At 45.8% G+C, this 22,099-nt stretch carries 26 protein-coding genes; 5 read left to right on the top strand and 21 right to left on the bottom strand.

The window, feature by feature from the left end; translation table 11 throughout:
- Positions 1 to 252 precede the first annotated feature (252 nt).
- The 5 genes from BVI01S_RS01275 to BVI01S_RS01260 all read left to right on the top strand — a co-directional run bounded on the left by BVI01S_RS01275 (position 253) and on the right by BVI01S_RS01260 (position 3,773).
- Complete coding sequence (locus BVI01S_RS01275; RefSeq protein WP_061808913.1) at positions 253 to 714, top strand: hypothetical protein; 462 nt, start codon at positions 253 to 255, stop codon at positions 712 to 714.
- 30 nt (positions 715 to 744) lie between these two features.
- Positions 745 to 1,425, top strand: a complete 681-nt coding sequence (locus tag BVI01S_RS01270; protein ID WP_061808912.1) for a hypothetical protein — start codon at positions 745 to 747, stop codon at positions 1,423 to 1,425.
- A 155-nt stretch (positions 1,426 to 1,580) separates the two neighbouring features.
- On the top strand, positions 1,581 to 1,736 hold the full coding sequence (locus BVI01S_RS22395; protein ID WP_156030193.1) for a hypothetical protein: 156 nt from the start codon (positions 1,581 to 1,583) through the stop codon (positions 1,734 to 1,736).
- Entirely contained in the window at positions 1,726 to 3,078 is a 1,353-nt protein-coding gene (locus BVI01S_RS01265; protein ID WP_061808911.1) for an arsenic transporter, read from the top strand. Before BVI01S_RS22395 ends, BVI01S_RS01265 begins: the two co-directional genes overlap by 11 nt.
- Before the next feature lie 23 nt (positions 3,079 to 3,101).
- Positions 3,102 to 3,773: a YwrJ family protein gene (locus BVI01S_RS01260; protein ID WP_061809045.1), complete on the top strand. Its 672-nt coding sequence runs from the start codon at positions 3,102 to 3,104 to the stop codon at positions 3,771 to 3,773.
- 40 nt (positions 3,774 to 3,813) lie between these two features.
- On the opposite strand, the gene BVI01S_RS01255 is transcribed toward BVI01S_RS01260, so the two are convergent.
- The 21 genes from BVI01S_RS01255 to spoIIR form a co-directional block, all read right to left on the bottom strand.
- Positions 3,814 to 4,218 (bottom strand): F0F1 ATP synthase subunit epsilon, encoded by a 405-nt coding sequence (locus BVI01S_RS01255; protein ID WP_034765168.1) that lies wholly within the window; start codon positions 4,216 to 4,218, stop codon positions 3,814 to 3,816.
- A gap of 22 nt (positions 4,219 to 4,240) precedes the next feature.
- Positions 4,241 to 5,644, bottom strand: a complete 1,404-nt coding sequence (atpD, locus tag BVI01S_RS01250; RefSeq protein ID WP_034765166.1) for a F0F1 ATP synthase subunit beta — start codon at positions 5,642 to 5,644, stop codon at positions 4,241 to 4,243.
- Between the two features lie 72 nt (positions 5,645 to 5,716).
- The gene (locus BVI01S_RS01245) at positions 5,717 to 6,574 is read right to left on the bottom strand and encodes a F0F1 ATP synthase subunit gamma (RefSeq protein WP_034765164.1); all 858 of its coding nucleotides are present in this window, start codon (positions 6,572 to 6,574) and stop codon (positions 5,717 to 5,719) included.
- 93 nt (positions 6,575 to 6,667) lie between these two features.
- Positions 6,668 to 8,176, bottom strand: coding sequence for a F0F1 ATP synthase subunit alpha (atpA, locus tag BVI01S_RS01240; protein WP_034765162.1), 1,509 nt, complete (start codon positions 8,174 to 8,176; stop codon positions 6,668 to 6,670).
- 27 nt (positions 8,177 to 8,203) lie between these two features.
- Positions 8,204 to 8,740 (bottom strand): F0F1 ATP synthase subunit delta, encoded by a 537-nt coding sequence (locus BVI01S_RS01235; RefSeq protein WP_061808910.1) that lies wholly within the window; start codon positions 8,738 to 8,740, stop codon positions 8,204 to 8,206.
- Positions 8,737 to 9,264, bottom strand: a complete 528-nt coding sequence (atpF, locus tag BVI01S_RS01230) for a F0F1 ATP synthase subunit B (RefSeq protein WP_034765158.1) — start codon at positions 9,262 to 9,264, stop codon at positions 8,737 to 8,739. Before atpF ends, BVI01S_RS01235 begins: the two co-directional genes overlap by 4 nt.
- A gap of 141 nt (positions 9,265 to 9,405) precedes the next feature.
- Entirely contained in the window at positions 9,406 to 9,618 is a 213-nt protein-coding gene (gene atpE / locus BVI01S_RS01225) for a F0F1 ATP synthase subunit C (protein ID WP_032086923.1), read from the bottom strand.
- A gap of 77 nt (positions 9,619 to 9,695) precedes the next feature.
- Positions 9,696 to 10,409: a F0F1 ATP synthase subunit A gene (atpB, locus tag BVI01S_RS01220; RefSeq protein WP_034765155.1), complete on the bottom strand. Its 714-nt coding sequence runs from the start codon at positions 10,407 to 10,409 to the stop codon at positions 9,696 to 9,698.
- Between the two features lie 22 nt (positions 10,410 to 10,431).
- Positions 10,432 to 10,806, bottom strand: coding sequence for an ATP synthase subunit I (locus BVI01S_RS01215; protein WP_061808909.1), 375 nt, complete (start codon positions 10,804 to 10,806; stop codon positions 10,432 to 10,434).
- Between the two features lie 6 nt (positions 10,807 to 10,812).
- Positions 10,813 to 11,034, bottom strand: coding sequence for an AtpZ/AtpI family protein (locus BVI01S_RS01210; protein WP_060672866.1), 222 nt, complete (start codon positions 11,032 to 11,034; stop codon positions 10,813 to 10,815).
- 693 nt (positions 11,035 to 11,727) lie between these two features.
- Entirely contained in the window at positions 11,728 to 12,879 is a 1,152-nt protein-coding gene (gene wecB, locus BVI01S_RS01205; RefSeq protein ID WP_061808908.1) for a non-hydrolyzing UDP-N-acetylglucosamine 2-epimerase, read from the bottom strand.
- Between the two features lie 18 nt (positions 12,880 to 12,897).
- The gene (gene upp / locus BVI01S_RS01200) at positions 12,898 to 13,527 is read right to left on the bottom strand and encodes a uracil phosphoribosyltransferase (RefSeq protein ID WP_034765147.1); all 630 of its coding nucleotides are present in this window, start codon (positions 13,525 to 13,527) and stop codon (positions 12,898 to 12,900) included.
- Positions 13,528 to 13,930: 403 nt separating this feature from the next.
- The gene (glyA, locus tag BVI01S_RS01195; protein WP_061808907.1) at positions 13,931 to 15,172 is read right to left on the bottom strand and encodes a serine hydroxymethyltransferase; all 1,242 of its coding nucleotides are present in this window, start codon (positions 15,170 to 15,172) and stop codon (positions 13,931 to 13,933) included.
- A 402-nt stretch (positions 15,173 to 15,574) separates the two neighbouring features.
- Positions 15,575 to 16,117, bottom strand: coding sequence for a TIGR01440 family protein (locus BVI01S_RS01190; RefSeq protein WP_061808906.1), 543 nt, complete (start codon positions 16,115 to 16,117; stop codon positions 15,575 to 15,577).
- 12 nt (positions 16,118 to 16,129) lie between these two features.
- A complete protein-coding gene (gene rpiB, locus BVI01S_RS01185; protein WP_034765248.1) occupies positions 16,130 to 16,573 on the bottom strand; it encodes a ribose 5-phosphate isomerase B in 444 nt (147 codons plus the stop codon).
- Positions 16,574 to 16,690: 117 nt separating this feature from the next.
- Positions 16,691 to 17,980, bottom strand: a complete 1,290-nt coding sequence (locus BVI01S_RS01180) for a methyl-accepting chemotaxis protein (protein WP_034765141.1) — start codon at positions 17,978 to 17,980, stop codon at positions 16,691 to 16,693.
- A gap of 18 nt (positions 17,981 to 17,998) precedes the next feature.
- Complete coding sequence (locus BVI01S_RS01175) at positions 17,999 to 18,436, bottom strand: low molecular weight protein arginine phosphatase (RefSeq protein WP_061808905.1); 438 nt, start codon at positions 18,434 to 18,436, stop codon at positions 17,999 to 18,001.
- Positions 18,437 to 18,581: 145 nt separating this feature from the next.
- On the bottom strand, positions 18,582 to 19,136 hold the full coding sequence (locus BVI01S_RS01170; RefSeq protein ID WP_034765135.1) for a manganese efflux pump MntP: 555 nt from the start codon (positions 19,134 to 19,136) through the stop codon (positions 18,582 to 18,584).
- Positions 19,137 to 19,242: 106 nt separating this feature from the next.
- Entirely contained in the window at positions 19,243 to 20,283 is a 1,041-nt protein-coding gene (locus BVI01S_RS01165) for an L-threonylcarbamoyladenylate synthase (RefSeq protein ID WP_061808904.1), read from the bottom strand.
- A gap of 305 nt (positions 20,284 to 20,588) precedes the next feature.
- A complete protein-coding gene (locus tag BVI01S_RS01160; protein ID WP_034765130.1) occupies positions 20,589 to 21,029 on the bottom strand; it encodes a GNAT family N-acetyltransferase in 441 nt (146 codons plus the stop codon).
- 131 nt (positions 21,030 to 21,160) lie between these two features.
- Positions 21,161 to 21,979, bottom strand: a complete 819-nt coding sequence (spoIIR, locus tag BVI01S_RS01155) for a stage II sporulation protein R (protein ID WP_034765128.1) — start codon at positions 21,977 to 21,979, stop codon at positions 21,161 to 21,163.
- Positions 21,980 to 22,099 lie beyond the last annotated feature (120 nt).

Raw genomic sequence — 22,099 nt, 5'->3', positions numbered from 1 at the left:
AAGTTGAGACCCCGGAAGGCGAAGCCTGAGGAGGCTCAACTCACGCCCCGCGGAAAGCGAGCACCTGCAGCGGAAATCAATCAACCACTTTCTCATAATTACAATTATGCTTCCGCCTCACCTCAATCCCCCGCCCATTTTGCCTCCAACGGCAACTAGTCCACCAAAAAGGGCGTCTGTAATAGTACGTCGTCACGGCATGACACATATACATAAAGTGAAAATGTTTATATACAACTGGAGGGAACAGGTATGAATAAAGAATTAATGTCTTCGCTAGTCGGGAAGATTGTCAAGGTGAATCGCGGCGGCCCTGAGTCACGTACCGGAAAGCTTCTATATGGAGGGGACGATCATTTTGCCCTTTTAACAGAGAAAGATGGTGTGATTTACTACAATACATCCCATGTTAAGAGCATCTCCCAGAACATTAAATCCGGTTTGCCGTTTAATGTGGAGGAGCTGTCTGAAGAAGGTATGGAGTTTATGAAGGAAGACACGTTTGGGGCTTTACTCACAAGCTTGAAATATCAATGGGTGAGCATCAACCGCGGTGGCCCCGAGAAGCTTGAGGGGATTCTTGAGAATTCGAATGATGAGTTCGTAACGCTTGTATTGAATGAAGAGGTTGTCCGCCTGGCTGCATTCCATGTGAAAAGCATCAGCTACGGCGTGAAGGCCAAAAAAGCAGAGAAAACGGAAGAAGAGAAGTAATTTTCTCTAGAAGGAAAGGAGAATAATTGAATGAGTAATTTCAACGATTCATTAAAAGGGTTAACAGGTTACCAGATCAATATTGTTCTAAATGACGGAACAAAGCTGTCAGGTCAATTGGCGGAGGTCAGTACGGATTATCTGACTGTCTACTCCAGTGAAAACGAAACATTGTATTATCCAATTTCACAAATCCAGGCAGTAACGAAGAACTCCAAGGATGTAGAAGCGCTGCCTGTCACGGATGATCACCTGAAGGGTGAAAAAATGTCCGATGTACTGTCCCAGAGCTTACTCAGCTGGGTGACGATCAATGGATCCGGCAAAGCTTCCTACTCAGGGATCCTTTCAGCCGTGGAAGAAGATCATATCGTGTTGACACAGGGGAAAGACCGGGTGTACCTGAAGCATGCTTCGGTGCTGAACATTTATGATGGGACGAAGAAAACCACTTCGGAAAATCAAGAAAAATCTTCCAGCAGCAGCTCATCCAGTAAAGATAATTCCTCACAAAAACAGGACTCTTCAAAGAATCAGGAATCGTCCAACAAGAGCAGCTCAAACCAGAAATCATCCCAGCAAAGTTCTAAAAACCAATCTTCCACTAAATCCTCTACTAAAAACACAAAGAAAAAACAACAGCCTGCTTTCTATTACGATGAACTTGAAGGGGCAAAATCCTCTTCCTCCAAACAATCAACCTCCAAGTAAAGACGGCAGAATCCTGAATAAAAGTTGGTCATAACGAATGAACAGGCTTATGATATGCATGAAAAATCTCAGCATCCTCCATGATTGACAGGTTGCAGTTTAAGAAGATGCTGGGATGATTCATAAAGGATTGCGATTTGAAAGGAGGAATGATCATGTTTTTGATCATCTATTTTGTACTTTTAGGAAGTATCTTTCATCTGCTATTTATTAAACCCGCTATTTCGAAGGTGGACAAACATCCACTATTTGAGCATTTAGATGCTTCGCCTTCTTCTATTATAAAAGAGGCGAAATCACATGCCCGATAATATGTTTTGGATTATGACGACCATTTTTTCCCTTACCATCATTGTCATGTTATGGAGACCGTTCGGGATCAACGAAACCATCCCCACGTCCATCGGGGCGGCTATCGTCCTGCTTATCGGGATCGTCCCCTTCAGCGATGTGTTTACCATCGTCGATATTGTGAGCGGGGCGGCTCTTACGATCTTATCGACGATCATGATGTCCATCGTCCTTGAAAGTATCGGTTTCTTCCGGGTCGTCGCCGTGAATATCGTCAACAGGTCGAGGGGTTCGGGGCTCAGGCTGTATATCTATGTGATGTTATTATGTTTTATGATGACCATGTTCTTCAATAACGATGGGAGTATCCTCATCACCACTCCGATCATCATCCATATGACTTCCCTATTGAAGCTCAAGAACCATCAGAAAATCCCTTACCTGCTATCAGGTGCCCTCATTGCCACTGCAGCCAGTGCACCGATTGCCGTCAGTAATATTTCCAATCTTATAGCACTGAAAATTGTCGGTCTCACCTTGCAGGACTACGTTCAGATGATGTTCGTGCCATCCATGATCGCCATCCTCGTCATTGCCTATCTTCTCTACCTCTACTTCCGTAAATCAATCCCGAAAAAAATCCTGGATGTCTCAATCAATTGGAAAAAAGATGCCCAAGCTTACTCTTACTCCCACCCGCTTTCCACGAATGAGGAGAAGAAAGAAATCGATTTTACCCTGATCAAGTATTGTTTGTTGATTGTCGTCCTCACACGGGCCGCTTTTTTCGCCCTGACCCCTTTTGGCATCCCACTTGAAATCATCGGTATGGTCGGGGCCGTCATCCTGATCTTCCTCAGGTACACCCGGACAAGGATGGGTGTCGTGGATATTATCCGAAGGACGCCGTGGCATGTTCTGTTATTCGCCTTTAATATGTACGTGCTTGTGTATGGAATGAAAAATGTCGGGTTAAGCGACTTCATCGTTGATCAATTCAGGGATCATATTGTCGGACAGCCTTTCAATGCCAGTATCATGATGGGGATCTTCCTTACCGTGATCTCCAATCTGTTTAACAATCTGCCGGCGGTGATGATTGGCACATTATCCATTACGGAAATGGGACTGGACCCCCACATTTTACAGATTGCTTATCTGGCCAATGTGCTCGGTAGTGACATTGGCGCATTGTTAACACCAGTGGGTACACTCGCCACATTGATCTGGATGTTCATCTTAAAGACCCATGGAATCAAAATTTCCTGGAGCCGCTATTTGAGGGTGACCATATTCATCGTTCCTATCAGCCTTTTAGTCGGATTATACAGTTTGTACCTTTGGATAGAGTGGTTATTTTAAACTAGGAAGGAGTATCAATGCTTATGAAGAATGTTTATTCTGCCTTTACCGGTGAAGCGGTCATGATTGAACTGACCGGCAAAAAAACCATTAATGGATATTTGATCGAGGTGGGCAGCGAGGTCATGATTGTCTATAACGGCGACGATTATATCTATATTTCCACTTCTCATATAAAAAATATGGCGGTTGTATCGAAAGACTCCATCGGGATCGATGAACCGTCTGTAAGTCCACAACTCGAACAGGAAGATCAATTATCCCTGCGAAAGATCCTGACAACGGCCAAGGGGGTCTTCCTTGAAATCTACACAACGGGCAATCAGTCGATACATGGCTATATAACTGGGATCATGAACAATTACTTTGCCTTCTATTCCCCCGTTTACAAAACAATGTACATCTCCCTGCAGCATTTAAAATGGCTGATTCCCTATTCCACCAATCTTTCTCCCTACCGCTTGAGTAAGGAAAATCTGCCTGTCAACCCGTCTAACTCCATCACACTTGCCAGAAGCTTCGAGGTTCAACTTGAAAAATTGAGCGGGCACCTCGTCGTACTAAACCTGGGAGTCCAGGAAGAAATGATCGGCAAGATCGAGAAAGTGTCGGATAATATCATGGAATTGATCACGGCAAAGGGAGAATCGACCTACTTGAATATGCAGCATATCCAGACCGTTCATTTACCATAAAAAAAACCACCTTTCGATGAGAAAGGTGGTTTCTTCTTTATTAGAAATTACGTTCGGAAACGTTAATTCTGTTCATGGCACGCTTCAGAGCGAGTTCGGCACGACGGAAGTCTACGTCGTCCTGTTGTGCCTGCATCCGGTCTTCAGCACGGCCTTTTGCTTCTTTCGCGCGTTGTACATCGATAGCTTCTGCTGTTTCAGCAGACTGTGCTAGAATTGTCACCTGTTCAGGACGTACTTCTAAGAATCCGCCACTGACAGCTACAAGCTCAGTGTTGCCACCTTTTTTCAGGCGAACCGCACCGATTTGTAGTGGAGCAACCATCGGAATGTGTCCAGGTAAGATTCCAAGCTCACCGCTTTGAGCTTTCGTGCTCACCATTTCCACTTCTGAATCGTACACTGGGCCATCGGGAGTGACAATATTGACTTTTAATGTCTTCATTTTCTTCCCTCCTGGTCCCTAATTATACCTCTACGCCCATTTCTTTAGCTGCAGCCAGTACGTCCTCGATCGGACCTACAAGACGGAATGCATCTTCTGGAATGTGGTCGTATTTACCTGCAAGAATATCAACGAAGCCTTTAACTGTGTCCTTTACTTCTACGTAAGAACCTTTTTGGCCTGTGAACTGTTCTGCAACGTGGAAGTTTTGAGATAAGAAGAACTGTACGCGGCGTGCGCGTTGTACTGTCAGCTTATCATCATCAGAAAGCTCATCCATACCAAGGATCGCGATGATATCTTGAAGTTCTTTATAGCGCTGTAACGTTTGTTGAACGTTACGTGCAACATTGTAGTGTTCTTCTCCAACGATCTCTGGAGAAAGAGCACGGGAAGTCGATGCCAATGGATCTACCGCAGGGTAGATACCCATTTCAGAAAGCTTACGCTCAAGGTTCGTTGTTGCATCAAGGTGAGCGAAAGTAGTTGCAGGAGCCGGATCCGTGTAGTCATCGGCAGGTACATAGATCGCTTGGATCGATGTTACAGAACCTACGTTTGTTGACGTGATACGCTCTTGCAGTTGACCCATTTCAGTCGCAAGTGTCGGCTGGTAACCAACGGCAGATGGCATACGGCCAAGTAGTGCCGAAACCTCTGAACCTGCTTGCGTGAAACGGAAGATGTTATCGATGAACAGAAGTACGTCTTGACCTTGCTCATCACGGAAGTATTCTGCCATTGTCAGACCCGTCAAAGCAACACGCATACGTGCACCAGGCGGTTCGTTCATTTGTCCGAATACCATCGCTGTTTTCTTGATAACCCCAGAATCGCTCATCTCGTGGTAAAGGTCATTTCCTTCACGCGTACGCTCTCCAACACCGGCGAATACAGAGATACCACCGTGCTCTTGAGCGATGTTATTGATAAGCTCCTGGATTAATACGGTTTTACCAACACCGGCACCACCGAATAGACCGATCTTACCACCCTTGATGTATGGAGCAAGTAAGTCTACTACTTTGATACCTGTTTCAAGAATCTCAACTTCTGTAGAAAGTTGATCGAATGTAGGTGCCTGTCTGTGAATCGGATCACGACGGATACCTGCTGCTAGAGGCTCGTCTAAATCGATTGATTCACCCAGAACGTTGAATACACGACCTAACGTTACATCCCCTACTGGTACAGAGATTGGTGCTCCTGTATCGAGTACTTCGGCTCCACGTTGTAAACCATCCGTAGATGCCATTGCGATCGTACGTACAGAATCATCACCTAGGTGAAGGGCAACCTCTAATGTAAGTTCAGCTCTATCTGCAATTTGGACCTTTAAAGAGTTGTAGATATCAGGAAGTTGGCCGCTGGCGAACTTGACATCAACAACTGGACCCATTACTTGAAGAACGTGTCCTTTGTTCATCTCTTTCCCTCCTAACTAGCTTTTGACAAAAACTTTATAAAGTATAAACGGTCCTAAAAAACCGTCAGAGTTCTATTCGAGTGCCGCAGCCCCGCCGACGATCTCCGTGATTTCCTGAGTGATCGCTGCTTGACGCGCACGGTTAAATGATAGTGTAAGGTCACTGATGATTTCTTTTGCATTATCGGTTGCATTTCTCATCGCTGTCATACGGGCGGCGTGCTCACTTGCTTTACCGTCAAGGAGAGCCCCGAAAATCAGGCTTTCAGCGTATTGAGGAAGCAATACCTCAAGGATTTCCTCTGCAGAAGGCTCGAATTCATATGAAGCAAGCTTTCCTGAAGGAGTCAGATCCGTTAACGGTAACACTTTTTTCTCCGTAACATCCTGTTGGATCGCACTTACATAGTGGTTGTAGAACATATACAGTTCATCGTATGCCTCGGCAGAGAACATACCCACCGCTTTGTTTGCGATATCTTTAATGTCTGCGAAATTCGGTTGATCCGGAAGACCCGTTACCGACTCAAGGACATTAAAGCCTTTTTTACGGAAGAAATCAGCACCGACACGGCCCAGAGCAATAATGGCAAATTCATCATTCGAACTGTGACTTTCTTTAATTCGATTGCTAACAGCACGGATTACACTGCTGTTATATGCCCCCGCCAAACCACGGTCTGATGTAATGACCAGATACCCGGTTCTTTTAACGGGGCGGGAGACTAGCATCGGATTCCTCACACCTTGACTGCCCGCTGCAACGGATGTCACCACTTCTTGAATTTTATTCATGTAAGGCACGAATGACTTAGCATTCGTCTCCGCACGATTCAATTTAGAAGCCGATACCATTTCCATTGCTTTGGTGATTTGACTTGTCTTTTTGGTAGAAGTAATACGAGTTTGTATATCGCGTAACGATGCCACTGGTTCTCACCACCCTTTACATATTGTCAGACATAGGGAGCGGGGCTGTTTTAGCCCTACTCCACTATGGTCATTGCCGTCAGACGGCAACCCTTATTCAGACTTGATGAATGTCTTCTTGAATTCGTTGATCGCGGTTTTCATTGCATCATCTTCAGGAAGACCTTTCGTCGTACGAATATGGTCTAACAGTTCAGTATGGTTGTGATCTAACCAGCTTAGAAGTTCAGACTCGAAACGACGGATATCTACAACTGGAATATCGTCTAAATGACCTTTAATCAGTGCATAGAAGATCATGACTTGTTTTTCAACTTTAAGTGGTTTGTTAAGATCCTGCTTCAGTACTTCTACAGTACGGGCTCCACGATTCAGTTTCGCCTGAGTCGCTTTATCAAGATCTGATCCGAACTGAGCGAATGCTTCAAGCTCACGGTAAGCGGCTAAGTCAAGACGAAGCGTACCGGAAACCTTCTTCATTGCTTTGATTTGTGCAGATCCACCAACACGTGATACGGAAAGACCCGCATTGATCGCCGGACGTACACCGGAGAAGAATAGGTCAGATTGTAAGAAAATCTGTCCGTCCGTGATGGAGATAACGTTTGTCGGGATATAAGCGGAGATATCTCCTGCTTGTGTTTCAACGAATGGTAATGCTGTGATGGAACCGCCACCTTTAGCATCACTCAATTTCGCCGCACGCTCAAGTAAACGAGAGTGCAAGTAGAATACGTCACCAGGGAATGCTTCACGGCCTGGAGGACGACGTAGTAATAGGGAAAGCTCACGGTAAGCAGAAGCCTGCTTGGAAAGATCATCATACACAACAAGAACGTGCTTGCCACTGTGCATGAATTCTTCCGCCATTGTGATACCAGCGTATGGTGCTAAGAATAGCATCGGAGCCGGTGAAGCAGCTGATGCCGTTACAACGATTGTGTAATCAAGGGCACCGTGCTTACGCAATGTTTCTACCGCGTTACGTACAGTTGATTCTTTTTGACCGATGGCAACGTAGATACATACCATGTCCTGGTCTTTTTGGTTAAGGATCGCATCGATGGCAACAGATGTTTTACCTGTTTGACGGTCACCGATGATCAATTCACGTTGTCCACGACCGATTGGAACTAACGCATCGATCGCTTTGATACCCGTTTGAAGCGGCTCGTGTACGGATTTACGATCCATAACACCAGGTGCTCCACTTTCAATCGGACGTGTTTTCGTTGTTGCGATTGGACCCAATCCATCAACTGGTTGTCCAAGTGAGTTTACTACACGACCAACTAGTTCTTGTCCTACTGGTACTTCCATGATACGTCCAGTACGACGAACCTCATCGCCTTCACGAATGTCAGTATATGGTCCGAGAATGATGATACCAACGTTGTTTTCTTCTAAGTTCTGTGCCATACCCATGACACCGTTAGAAAATTCAACAAGCTCTCCAGCCATGACATTGTCGAGGCCATGAGCACGAGCGATACCGTCACCGATTTGGATAACTGTACCTACGTCGCTTACTTTCATCTCAGACTGATAGTTTTCAATTTGCTTTTTTATCAGCGCGCTGATTTCTTCCGCCTTGATGCTCATGAATTTCACCCCTCATTTATACGAAAGTTAACGAATTAGTTCACGCTCAAGACGAGTCAACTTACCTTGCAGGCTACCATCATAGATGCGGGTCCCGATTTGGACCTTGATGCCGCCCAGTAAATTTTCGTCTGTCACATTGGTAATTCTTAATGATTGTTTTCCGACTTTTTTAGCAAAAGAAGACGACAATGCTGTTTGCTCATCTTCTGTCAAAGGACGTACAGAGTACACTGTTGCATCTGCAATCCCGCGTGCTTCGTTTGTCAATTCAATGAATGCCTCAACCATGCTTGTGATCTCGCCCGTACGGTGACGGTCCGTCATCAGCATCAATGTGTTCAGAACATACGGGGAAGCTGTGGAAAATGCTTCCTGAATCAATGACTTCTTCTTATCTAACGTAAGCTTAGGATTTTCAAAAAGAACCGTTAATTCGGTGTTCTCAAGGAAAACCGCTCTCACTGTACGCAGCTCTTCTTCGATTCCTTCAAGCTGATTATGATCCTGGGCAATCTCGAAAAGAGCTAACGCATAGCGTTTTGCAACTGTAGAGTAGCTCATCGCTCTTCCCCTACCTCTTGAATATAATCGTTAATTAACTTCTGTTGATCATCGGCAGAAAGTTCTTTCTCAATGACCTTAGAAGCAATAAGTACTGATAAAGATGCAACCTGTTTCTGTAGTGCTGCAACAGCTTGTTCTTTTTGCGTTTCGATTTCGCGTTTTGCAGATTCTTTCAATCTCTCTGCCTCTTGACGAGCAGTTGCGATAATCTCTTCACGTTGTTCAGAACCTTGTTTCTTAGAGTTTTCAATCATCGTTTGAGCTTCAAGACGGGCTTCTTTCAGAAGTTTCTTTTGCTCTTCTAAAATATTGTTTGCCTCAGTGCGGCTCTTTTCGGCTGCCGTGATCTCACCGGCGATGTGGTCTTCACGCTGCTGCATGATTCCCATTAGTGGACCCCAGGCGAATTTCTTAAGTAGCGCCATAAGAACCAGGAACATGATCAGCTGAAAGACGATATCCCCCGTGTTAAGGCCGCCGTGACCTGCTGCCTCACCTATAACGAATGCGTTAGTTAACATACTCGATTCACTCCCTTCAAGAATCGATTGGATCGTATTTTTTATAAATGAACCGTTCTTGCAAAGAATCTATTCTCTAGTACATAGGAATGGCGAAGATTATCGTCAAGACGAACTTCGCCATTCAACCTGTCCGTTTTATTAGCTTCCTAGTGCGATGAAAGCGATAACTACGCCGATGATAGGAAGTGCCTCAACTAGTGCGATACCGATGAACATTGTTGTTTGTAAAGTACCACGTAATTCCGGTTGACGTGCGATTCCTTCTACTGTACGACCTACGATAAGACCGTTACCAATACCTGCTCCTAGTGCTGCTAAACCAACTGCAATTGCTGCTGCGATAAGACTCATTCTAAAGTTCCTCCTTTAATGTATAAGAAAAATATTTTTTACATATATGTTTGTCCACCGTAATGAACAGGTATATATTAATGGTCGTGGCTTACTTTGTGAGCCATATAAACCATTGTTAACATACAGAAAATGAACGCCTGGATCGATCCGACAAACACCGAGAATCCTTGCCAAGCAAGCATTGGTGCGATTGCTCCGATCGTTCCGCCGATACCACCGTTAACGGCAAGACCCGCAAGTAGTGCAAGCAGGATTTCACCGGCATAGATGTTACCGTAAAGTCGAAGACCCAATGTAAGAGTATTTGCAAACTCTTCAATGATTTTTAGCGGGAATAACCACCACATAGGTTTGAAAAAGTCTTTCCCATATTCGCCAAACCCCTTCAATCTGATTCCGTAGAAATGGGATAGTACCACGACCATAACCGCCAGGGTCATCGTGATGGCAGGATCGGCTGTAGGTGATTTCCACCATAATTCGCCGTCATATACGACAGAGAATGGCAGACCCAGCATATTCGACACAAAAATATACATGATAATCGTGAGACCTAAGATATGAAAACGGCCACCCGTCTTCCAGTCCATGTTGCTCTTAATGATCCCCTTGACGAAGTCCATCACCCACTCGAAAAAATTCTGCATTCCGGTCGGTTTCAGGGCTAAGCGACGTGTAGATAAGAGGGCAATAATAAACACTATGGCCGTTGCGACCGTGATCATCAAAACGTTCGCAAGGTTAAAAGTCAAACCCAGGAAATGGGCTGTAGGTGCTCCATGATTCAAAATACTTCACCTCTCTTCCCCGCTATTTATTAGTTTTGAAGCTGCTGAAAAAATAATCTATCATAATGACAATATAGGTCGTCATTAATCCAATAATAAGACTTAGGAGATGAAATGTTTCTGGAAATCGTGTGGCAATGATGACTCCAAGGGCGGCTGCGGCCATACGGGAAGTGGTTCCTAGTGATCTCACTTTTTTCCCGGCTACCACTGCGTCCCCGAACTTCGAGACCCGCTTGGTCATGCCCCAGTGCATATAAAGACTTAGTAATGTCCCTAAAATTAACCCTAAGAATACTGATTTGTGGGTGGTGAATCCCCAGCCCAGGACGTAAATAGAAAGCACATAAATTATGTATTTCCGCTGTCTATTAAACATTTGATGGAGTTCCGGCATATCTTATTATTCTCCTAAGAAGAAATGTCGTACTGTTCGAAGCATCGCATAAATCCCTGCGGCAAGGCCGAGGAGCAATCCGATGATTAAAAAGAGTGGTGCTGAATCAGCCTGCTGATCAATCCATCTCCCCAGGAAAATCCCGACTAAGATAGACCCGACAAGCTGTGCTAAAATGGCAGAATAAATCGCCATCGCTTTATATGGGCTTTCGTTTTTTTGACCCATTTCAACCTCTCCCATTCAAACGGAATTTGAACATGAGGCAAGCATTTCAGACATGATGTAAAACCGATTGCATAAGGGTTTACGCATTGTGAAAACCTTATCATTTTACATCCTTTGTAAGCATACAATAGGGCTTAATCTATGTCAATGCGTTCAAGTTAAAAAGTTCACAACCTATCCACGTGTTCCCAGATTGTTCACATTTTCAACACAATTAGAAAAGCGGAGGCGGGTTGGTCAGGCCCGACAAGCATAAGATGAATGGACTGGAAAGGCGTTCTTTGCTTTTTTTGTCCATTTAGCTTATGACCTCGAGGGACTAGCCGCCGGAGCTGGACATCGCGAAAAGCGTAGGGGGCTCGTTCTGGGGCGACAAGCATAAGACGAGTCGACCAGAAAGGCGTTCTTTGCCTTTTTGGTCATTTTAGCTTATGACCTCGAGGGACTTACCCGCCGGAGCTGGACATGTCGAAAAGCCTATCCGACTGCCCACCCCTCACGCACAACTTAGAAATATATTAATAAATTTATAGTTCCCCCACTTCACATGCCCCTCCATTATATAGAAGATTCCCTTGCTGAGTAACCCTTGAATTTAATGTAAATACTTCCATTTGGTTTCAAAATGATTCTGTTTATAAAGAGAGGTCCGTCCCTCAGTGAATTCTAAGAGGGACGGACCTTTTCATTATTTTATTCGTTTGGGTCGAAGGATTTGGGACGTTCATCCAGGTGGCCGAAATGATAGCGGATCGCTTGGGTAATTCGGTAGGATGCCTGTCCGTCTCCGTATGGGTTTGTCGCTTTAGACATTTTCCCGTGTGCTTCCGGATCTGTCAGTAATTCTTTTGCAAGCTTGTAGATGTTTTCTTCTTCATTCCCTGCAAGCTTCAATGTTCCGGCTTCAATCCCTTCAGGACGCTCGGTTGTGTCACGAAGGACAAGGACCGGCACGCCTAACGAAGGTGCTTCTTCCTGAACACCGCCTGAATCTGTCAGAATCAGATGGGCACGGGAGGCGAAGTTATGGAAATCGATCACATCAAGTGGCTCGATCAGATGAATCCGCTTGTCGTCTCCAAGTACTTCATCCGCCACTTCACGAACGGCCGGATTCAAGTGGACCGGATAGACAACCTGGATATCATCGTGCTCTTCCACTAAGCGCTTGATGGCACGGAACATGTTGCGCATCGGTTGACCAAGATTTTCACGGCGATGAGCCGTCAACAGAACTAAACGGTCATCTCCAACCTTCTCGAGAACCTCATGATGATACTCATCTTTTACGGTCGTTTTTAACGCATCAATCGCTGTGTTCCCCGTAATAAAAATTCCCTCTTCTTTCTTATTTTCATTCAAAAGATTCTGGTATGATTTTTCCGTTGGAGCAAAATGAAGATCAGCCATGACACCTGTCAGCTGACGGTTCATTTCCTCAGGGAACGGTGAATATTTATTCCATGTTCTAAGGCCGGCTTCGACATGGCCCACAGAGATCTGATTATAGAAAGCGGCAAGACTTGCAACGAATGTTGTTGTTGTATCACCATGTACCAGAACAATATCCGGCTTTGCTTCTTTCATGATTTTATCGAGACCTTCCAGTCCGCGTGTTGTTACATCGATGAGTGTTTGACGATCTTTCATGATGTTCAGGTCATAATCAGGCGTGATATCAAAAATATTCAACACCTGATCCAGCATTTCACGGTGCTGAGCTGTTACTGTCACAATCGTTTCAAAGCTTTCCGGATATTTTTTTAATTCCAGGACAAGAGGAGCCATCTTGATGGCTTCCGGCCTTGTTCCAAAAATCGTCATTACCTTGATTGGATTTGTCATTTTTTCGCCCTGCCTTTCTTATTTCGTTCCGTACAAACGATCTCCCGCGTCCCCAAGTCCAGGAACGATGTAGCCTTTTTCATTCAGCTTTTCATCAAGAGCGGCGATGAAGATATCTACATCAGGGTGTGCTTCCTTGATAGCGTCGACGCCTTCAGGACAAGCAACCAGGCACATGAACTTGATGCTTACAGCACCGCGCTTTTTCAATGAGTTGATCGCTTCAACAGCAGATCCGCCTGTTGCAAGCATCGGGTCAACCAGGATGAAGTCACGCTCTTCCACATCACTTGGAAGCTTCACGTAATATTCGATCGGCTTAAGAGTCTCAGGGTCACGGTATAACCCGACATGTCCCACTTTTGCAGCCGGGATCAATTTAAGGATTCCATCGACCATTCCAAGACCGGCACGCAAGATAGGAACGATCCCTAATTTTTTCCCAGCAAGGGTTTTCGCTTTCGCATTGCTTACCGGCGTTTCAACGTCGATATCCTCCAGTGGCAGATCACGTGTGATTTCAAATGCCATCAGTGTGGCAACTTCGTCAACAAGCTCACGGAATTCCTTTGTTCCTGTTTCTTTATCACGGATAAACGTCAATTTGTGTTGGATCAACGGATGATCAAATACATATACTTTGCCCATACGACTCTCTCCTTTTAATTCAGTTTTATGTAAAAATGGTTTGTCCACTTCATTTACACCTCAGACTATTGTACATAAAAGACAATTTAAGAGCAACATGAGATGGGAAGTGTAATGGAATCGTTAGAATTGAGAAGATTCGGGTTGGAATTGATTCCCGGGAAGAGATTTTTGCTTATTTTGACTTGGTGAGTGGGGACCAGGAGGCTTGGGACTGAGGTAATTGCGTCGTTTTCCCTTATGATTGCGTCATTTTTATCTTTATTGCGTCGTTTTTTCGTTAATTGCGTCATTTCACTATGTATTTGCGTATTTTAACAAATTATGGAATAATCCATTTCTATACCCATCAAAAAACCTCCCCACCAGGAACATCCATCCCTAATGAAGAGGCCAACATCTATTATCTCTCAGGATATAATTCAAACTTGCTTGTTAAATCCAACACACGCTTGCGTGCTTCTTCCAATTTCGCTTCATCTTCATGATTCTTAAGAGTCAACGCCATGATGGAAGCAATTTCGTCCATATCATCTAAACCGAATCCTCTGGACGTCACAGCTGCCGTACCGATACGGACACCGCTTGTAACGAATGGGCTTTCCGGATCGAATGGAATCGTGTTTTTGTTGACGGTAATTCCGATTTCATCAAGAACCTTCTCCGCGACTTTACCAGTCAACCCAAGTGAACGAGTGTCGATCAGTAATAGGTGATTGTCAGAACCGCCTGACACTAGATCGATTCCTTCCTTCACCAGACCTTCGCCTAAGCGCTTCGCATTGTCGATGATGTTCTGTGCATATTCTTTAAAAGAATCCTGCAGTGCTTCACCGAAAGCCACGGCTTTAGCAGAGATGACGTGCATAAGCGGTCCGCCCTGGATGCCAGGGAAAATAGACTTGTCTATCTTCTTCGCAAACTCTTCTTTACAAAGGATCATACCGCCGCGTGGTCCGCGCAATGTTTTGTGAGTCGTTGTCGTCACGAAATCTGCATACGGAACCGGGTTCTGGTGAAGACCAGCCGCTACCAGTCCGGCGATGTGAGCCATATCCACCATCAGGTAAGCTCCCACTTCGTCAGCGATTTCACGGAATTTCGCGAAATCGATCGCTCTTGGATACGCACTTGCTCCCGCTACGATCAGCTTAGGCTTATGCTCTAACGCTTTTTGTCTAACATCTTCATAATTGATCAGGTGCTTTTCTTCATCCACACCATACTCTACGAAATTATATTGAATACCGCTGAAGTTGACCGCACTTCCGTGAGTCAGATGTCCCCCATGAGATAAGTTCATTCCAAGAACCGTGTCGCCCTGTTCAAGGATGGTGAAGTAGACTGCCATATTGGCTTGTGCTCCTGAGTGAGGCTGAACGTTGACGTGTTCCGCTCCAAAAAGTTCTTTCGCACGGTCGCGGGCCAGATTTTCGGCTACGTCCACATGCTCACAGCCACCATAATAGCGACGACCTGGGTACCCCTCTGCATACTTATTTGTCAGAACGGAGCCTTGTGCTTCCATAACGGCTTCACTGACAAAGTTTTCAGATGCAATTAACTCGATCTTTGTTCGTTGACGCTCTAATTCATCTTGAATCGCTGCATAAATTTCCGGATCTTGCTTGGCAATCTTACTCATACATATCCCCCTTTAATTCATAGGCCCAACTTGCGGCGCCCCGTTGATTCATTCAATCCCATTCTAACACGATTCACCAAAAGGCGAAATAAAAACCTATAGTCAAAACGTAACGTTCGTGTTTAGAGACCCTTTCGAGGGACGGACCTCATGTGACACTGTTCACAAACAAATTCCTACCGCATACCGATCACCTTTAAATAGCGTTATGACTGAATTTGCAACTCCCAAAGAATCCGCCTGCTCCATTAACTTACATGCGCCCACACTCAGATTCACTGACAAGAGTATCATCTCTCCCCTTGTCCCCATTAGTCGTTCGGGTTTGACACCCCGTTTAAAAATCAATCCAAAATAAAGGTCCGTCCCTCAAACAAGAGGAACGAACCTTCTCCCATGCTGTTATTCGTAAGCGGCCCTGGTTCCGCCGATGAGTTTTGGTCTGGTTTTTGCGAGGGTGACGTGGGCTTCGCCGAGGCTTTTTTGTGATACCCGGATCGGGACGGCAACGTGTTTCAGGTGCATGCCGATGAAGGTGTCCCCGATGTCGATGCCGGCGTCGGCTTTGATGTGCTCGACCATAACCGGGTCGTCGAAGGAATGATAGGCTTTCGTGGCCATGGCTCCTCCTGCTTTTCGCACAGGGACGACGGTGACTTCATCTAGTCCCCTCTTTTCCGCTACTTCCCTTTCAAGGACAAGGGCACGATTTAAATGCTCGCAGCATTGAAATGCCAGGGAAACCCCTGTAGAATCCGCCCATCCCTTCAGCTCGTCATAAATCATTTCCGCGACTTCAATGGTTCCCGACGTTCCGATCCGCTCCCCCATCACTTCAGAGGTGGAGCAGCCGACGACAAAGACTTGTCCTTTTTTTAGCGGAACCTGACTGCTGAAATCACGCAGTATCGTTTGCAGTTCATCTTTCAATTGAGCGATTTCCATGAAACCCACTCCTTATTGTTTGTCTTCGTATGCCGTGATCTTTCCGACTCTATTTGCATGGCGGCCGCCTTCGAATTCGGTTCCAAGCCACGTTTTGGCGATTTCACGTGCCAGCCCCGGACCGATGACGCGCTCACCCATGGCCAGCATATTGCTGTCATTATGTTCGCGGGTCGCTTTTGCACTGAACACATCATGTACAAGGGCGCAGCGGATCCCCTTTACTTTATTGGCAGAGATGCTCATGCCGATTCCCGTCCCGCAGATCAGAATCCCGCGGTCGAATTCACCGCTTGCCACTTTTTCCGCAACGGGAACTGCGTAGTCAGGATAGTCGACGGATGTGCCACACTCACAGCCGAAATCCTCATATTCAAGACCCATTTCTTCCATTAATGACTTGATTTCTTCTCTAATATTTACTCCGCCGTGATCCGACGCAATCGCAATTTTCATCTTCTCCCACTCCCCATAACCTTTGATACGTTTATTTTGCCACATCCTCTTCATTATATAAAGCTTTTCAGCATGAAAAAACGGGTGTGAGGTCCGTCCCTCACACCCGCTCATTTTTCACAAATGAAAACGTGTAATCGTGCTTTTCAGTGCTTCTGCCTGTTCTTTCAGGTTGAGGGCCAGCTTCTCGACGTCATTCATGACGACCGCTTGCTCTTTCGTGGAAGCCGATACTTCCATGGCCCCCGCTGATGTTTCTTCTGCGATGGCGGCTACTTCCTGGGATTGCTGGGAAGTGAGCTGGATGCTGTCCATCTGCTGATCGACGAGGACCGAGATGTTCTGGACGGCGTCTGCCACTTCATGAATGGTTGTCGTCATGGTTTCAATCATTTCATTCGTCTGCGTTCCTTTTTGAGCTTCTGTGTTGGCAGAATCGACCTGGGTCGTGATTTGTCCAACAACGTTCCCGACTTCCGTCTGGATATTTTTGATCAGTTCCGAAATGCCTTGAACCGCTTTTCCGCTTTCATCGGCCAGTTTCCGGACTTCCTCTGCGACCACTGCGAATCCTTTCCCATGCTCCCCGGCACGCGCCGCTTCTATGGAAGCATTCAAGGCAAGAAGATTGGTCTGGTTCGCGATGTCCCCGACCAATTGGATGATCTGCTCCACTTTTTTCGCATTGTCTTCAAGTCGGCGCACGGCGTCCAACGAATCTTCATTCCCTTTTGCCAGCCGGCTGATGCCTTCGACGAGGGAATGGATCACTTCTTTACTTCCCTGAAGCTCCGTCACCATGTTTTTCGACATATGCTCGGATGATTTCGAATGATCCTGTACTTCCCGGGCGATCCGGATGACATCCTCCACGGATTCAGCCGTCGTTTGAATCGCCGTCGCCGAGCTTTCGGCACCCGCTGAAATTTCGCTGATCGTTTTGGAAATCGAATATGCCTGTGTAGAAGCGATTTCCGATGCTTTGGAAAGTTCGATGACATTCGTATTGGTTTTGTTAAAATTGTCATCGATGCTTGAGACCATGTCACGTAAATTATGCAGCATGCGGTTGAACGCCAGTGCCAGTGAACGGATTTCGTCATCGGATTTCGGTACATCTACTTCGATTGCGATGTCCCCTTCAGCAGCTTTCAATGCAACCTGTTCCAAGCGCTGCAGCGGTTTGACGATGAAGCCCGCTGCAAAAAAGGCCAGAACCGCCGACCAGAATACACCCATGCCAAGGGTCATGATCGTGAACCACAGCTCATTCATATCCGGCGCAAAAGCAGGTTTGATTACATAAATAAAAAAGGCACTTGTGGTATACGTCACCAACGCCAGAAGCGTGATAAAGAAGACCAATTTCTTTCTAAGACCCGACTTGTAGCTCTTCACTTTCCCCATCTTTCTCTCTCCCTGTCTCTAGCCAAGCTTTTTCATTAACTCCTCGATCAATGAATTCAATTCCCTGTATGTATGTCTATAGATGTCTACGCTTCCTCCATACGGATCCGATACATCCACGTCAGATGGGTCTTCAAGGACAAACTCCTTCAATGTAAAAACCTTGTCCGCCACATGTGGATACTGATCCACAATCGCCCGCTTATGATTCGATGTCATCGTGAAAATATAGGAAGCCCAATCCAGGTTCTCTTTTGAGAGCGAACTCGATTGATGTCTATGTATTATATCGTTCTCTTTCAGCACTTCTTTAGTCTGATATGACGCATCATTTCCGTCCATGGCAAAAACACCGGCAGATTTCACGTCGAACTTATCTTTTCCCTTATGCTTCAAAACCGCCTCCGCCATAGGACTCCGGCAAGTATTCCCTGTACAAACAAACAAAATATTCATCACGTCATCCTCCTTACCACCTATTATAAAATATTTTCCAATCTCCCAATAGTCCATTCACAAAGAATACAAAAAGAAAGGCGCGGCTCAGCCCCGTAACCAAACAAAAAAGCCCACCCCGAGGGACGGACCTTCACCAGCCAATTCAAATCGGCAACAGTAGCTTCACACCAAACGCAAACAGGATACTTCCCCCAAGTGCCTCGCTGTACGTTCCAAGCACCCCCTGGAATTTACGGCCGATCAATAACCCCGCCCACGTCAACACGGTAGCGGCGATCCCGAAACAGAAGAGGGCGACGGCTGTCCTTGCACCGAAGATCCCGAGGGTCAATCCGACAGAAAAACTGTCCAGACTTACACTCAACGCAAAGAGGATCAATCCAAAGCCCACCGGCGATATGAGAGTCGTGTCCTCCTCCTTGAAGCTCGACATGAACATCTGGATTCCAAGGACGATGAGCAGGACACCCCCTGCGTAAGCCGCAAAGGACCCGAACGTTTCCGATAAAAACTTCCCCGTCATCATCCCGAGGAGCGGCATCCACACATGAAAGACCCCGACAACCAACCCTATATAAAAGACCTGCTTTAATCTCAGCTGGAACATACCCATCCCTATCCCGATCGAAAAGGCATCCATCCCAAGAGCAAATGCCATTAACATCAAGGTCATCAGTTCGCCGATAATTGTTGTCATTTTGTTTTTTCCCCCTCCGGACATGCCTACAAAACAACTTATGCACGTCCAAAGGGATTTAGAATACAAAACAAAAACCCCTATGAAAGATCATAGGGGGAGATAATCATCCTTTTATCACCCGGTAACCGGCAGCTTTTTGAAGACGGTTCATGATCGCAAGCCCGACTCCTTCTTCCGGAAACATCTCGGCAAAAATAATATCCACATTACTTCTATTAAAAGCACGCAGGGTGTCGTAGAGATGCTGGGCGACTGTTTTCAGATCGTCCCGGCGTCCGGCTGACAGGATGAGATCCGCCTGATACCAATCCATTCGTTCCTCCGTCGTCAGGACCCCAACCTTGAGCCCTTCTTCCTTTTTCTCATCGACCAATCGCTGCACATCTTCCTTCGTTCCGTCCACAAGATAAACAGGGGCATCCGGGGCGTAGTGGGTGTATTTCATCCCTGGCGATTTCGGGGCACCCTTCCCTTCTTTCAAGGAAGGATCTACTTCCACTTTCCCGACGACTTCTTCCAGCTGCTCTTTCGTAATACCGCCTGGCCGTAAAATGACCGGGAATTCCCCCGTACAATCCACGACCGTCGACTCGACACCGACTCCCGTTTCGCCGCCGTCCACCACTCCGGCGATCCGGCCATCCAGGTCATCGATCACATGCTGAGCCGTTGTCGGACTCGGTTTACCCGAACGATTCGCACTCGGAGCGGCAATCGGCAGTCCCGTTGCCTCGATAATGGATAGCGCCACGGGATGGTCCGGCATCCGGATCCCTACAGTATCGAGTCCAGCCGTCACCCTTTCGGAAAAGACGTTTTCCTTATTTTTAAAAATGATCGTCAGGGGCCCTGGCCAATACGCGTCTATGAGTTTCGACGCATCAACCGGGATCTCTTCGACCAAACCCTCTAACTGCTCTTTATTTGATATGTGGACAATCAGTGGATTATCCGACGGCCTGCCCTTCGCTTTGAAGATTTTTTCCACCGCAGTATCCGATGTGGCATTCGCCCCCAGTCCATAAACTGTCTCTGTCGGGAACGCCACTACCTCATCCTGTTGAAGAACCTTCGCCGCATCCACAATTTGTGGATAACTTTTGTTTTTATCCACATCACTTTCCACAATCCAATGTTTCATCATCTATGTCATCCACCTTTATGTTACTAAGCTATATCTGATTGATTTTTATCTACAAATACTGAATTTACAAGTTCCTATACTTTTGAAAGTATAAAAGAAACACCTTGAATTCTCAAGTATTATCCACAAACTGCGTATAACTTGTTGAAAATTGTGGATAAACCTGTGGATGGTGTGAATAATTCTGAAAAAAGAAATAGTTACCGCTTTCTCGCATTTTGTCGAATTGCAAACGAAAAAAACTGAACCATTTTTATAAGAATGGTCCAGTCCTGAATTTCCCGATAAAATCCTTGTCGAAAAATCTATAAATCCAATTTCATGGTGATACAGTTATCCACAGTGGATAACTTTTTCGCATGAATGAAGTTCTCCAGCTCATCCACAACAGGATCAGCTTCTTGTTGAAAACCCAGCAGGTCAAAGAACGCGAGGGATGCTTTCCGATTGGAAATCAAATAGAGACGCTTCAGATCCTTTTCTTTCGCAAGCTTTAAAATCTCCTGAAAGAGAGCAAATAACTCTTCACTTTCAAATGAAGAAGTGACTACAAGTGATCGAAGAAGGCCGATCTTCCCCTGCACCTCGATTCCAAGTGTCCCGATCAAGCGGTTTTCCTCATCCTCCACTACTAAAAAACAATCAATGCTATGTTTAATGCCTTCCGTGCTCAATCCTGCTTTCGTCAAGAAGGCCACGACTTCATGAATGTCCTCATTCGTTGCCTGGCGGATCACTTTCAACATCCTTTCATCCTCCCTTTTCTATCATCCTCTAGTATCAATGTATGAAGGAGGGAAGAGATTAGAACAAGGAATGCTAGAAAGATAGATTTTTTGCCAAGAAAAAAGCTCCATCCACACGGGATGCAGCTTTCTTAATTGAATAACCCTTTGAATAAATCTACCACGAAGAAGCGAACCTCTACTTCTTCCTCTTCGGAATCTTCCACAAAGACCGGTTCTTCTTTTTCTACGGAAGCTTCCTCTTCTTTATTAGCCGGTGCCTTTACTTCCTCTTTTACAGCTTCATCGATTACACCGGCTTCTACTGCTTCCACTTCGACTTGCTTATAGGCAATCATGTCATCTTCCGAGTCATCTTCACTCACCTGAGTTGCATCTTCGGGAGCTACTTCCGTCACTTCATTCCCGCTAGCCTCCACTTTCGTTTCAAAGCCTGTGCTTCTTACGGCATTTCCAGTAGAGAAATCCAGAAAGCATAGTGGCGGATAAAGGACGCACCACCAGTTCGCTCCTTCCCCTTTACCAAGTGTGATCAATACCGCTTCGTACTCACCAGCCGGATAAAGGTACTGACCATATAGTTTCGTAGGAAAGTCGACTTTCCCAAACTCCACTTTCACTGATTGATCCATTCCTTCTGCGGCGACGACGTCCTCCGCAATTTTCTGAAGCTGCGGCAAGCCTTCCTTGATGACTGCTTTCGCCTCATCCTGTGAAGTCAGATTCGATACCCAGTTCGTAATCTCTTTGTTGACTTCATCCCGGACAAGTCTCTTTACGTTCTGATCCCCATCCAGATCGCTATTGGCGAGGATCCGCAGGCGAATCGCCTCATCCGGAATCACCATCGTTTCCTGTGCCGCCATTTCCTGCTTCGGTATATATAAACTTAGAATCGTTCCTAATGATAGAATCAAGATATACAATAGTACTGTGTGTTTTGTTTTCATGTCCTCTCCCCCTTGGTAAACAGTGTGGTCAAAATGGGGGAATCTTAAACTAGTAAAATAACATTTTTGTTTTTAAATGCTTTTTTAAATATTGTGCTTCTGAATACGATGGGAAGAAGC

The sequence above is a fragment of the Rossellomorea vietnamensis NBRC 101237 genome, from assembly GCF_001591825.1.
GTDB lineage: Bacteria > Bacillota > Bacilli > Bacillales > Bacillaceae_B > Rossellomorea > Rossellomorea vietnamensis.
The sequence above is the reverse complement of the archived record's forward strand: the minus strand, read 5'-3'. Positions and strand labels throughout refer to the sequence as shown.